This is a genomic window from Allobosea massiliensis (assembly GCF_042655245.1).
Lineage (GTDB): Bacteria > Pseudomonadota > Alphaproteobacteria > Rhizobiales > Beijerinckiaceae > Allobosea > Allobosea massiliensis.
In genome coordinates this window covers 1-568 of the sequence record NZ_JBHSLU010000145.1, presented here as the reverse complement: position 1 = coordinate 568, position 568 = coordinate 1, and the positions used below count along the sequence as shown (strand labels likewise).

2 protein-coding genes are annotated in these 568 nt (G+C 68.7%); both read left to right on the top strand.

Annotated elements, in window-relative coordinates; translation table 11 throughout:
* On the top strand, positions 1–424 hold a 424-nt coding region (tnpA, locus tag ACFPN9_RS27940; protein ID WP_377817955.1), incomplete at its 5' end, for an IS66-like element accessory protein TnpA.
* The coding region (gene tnpB / locus ACFPN9_RS27935) for an IS66 family insertion sequence element accessory protein TnpB (RefSeq protein ID WP_377817956.1) at positions 421–568 on the top strand (148 nt) is incomplete at its 3' end. The genes tnpA and tnpB, both read left to right, overlap by 4 nt.

Genomic DNA, 568 nt, shown 5'->3' with positions numbered 1-568 from the left:
TAAATCGAGCGTCGAGATCGACGAGCCGGTTCGGCGTTTTGAGGTTTTCACGGGCTCGGGGCGCCGTCGGGACTGGTCTGCCGATGATAAGGCGCGGATCGTGGCGGAGAGCTTCGAGCCTGGCACGACGGTGAGCGCCGTCGCGCGCCGTCATGCCTTGTCACCACAGCAGTTGTTCACTTGGCGTCGCGAGCTCCGCAAGACCGCGGATGCGGTTCCAGCCTTCGTGCAGGCGGTGGTCGCGCCGGAACCTTCATCGGCATTGGAGCGGATGGCGCGAACGCCACGCCAGAAGCGGCGCGCTCGGCAGCGCCGCGCGGCCGCCATCGAGATCGACGTCGCCGGCGTCAGGGTAACGATCGAGAACGGTGCCTCGCCGGCCACGATCGCGGCGGTGCTCGGCGCGTTGAAGGCAGGGTCGTGATAGGCCCGACCGGCGCGGTCCGCGTCATGGTTGCGACGAAGCCGGTCGACTTCCGCAAAGGCGCGGAGGGGCTGGCCGCGCTGGTGCGCGAGACGATGGGCGCCGATCCGTTCTCCGGCACGGTCTACGTGTTCCGCGCCAAAC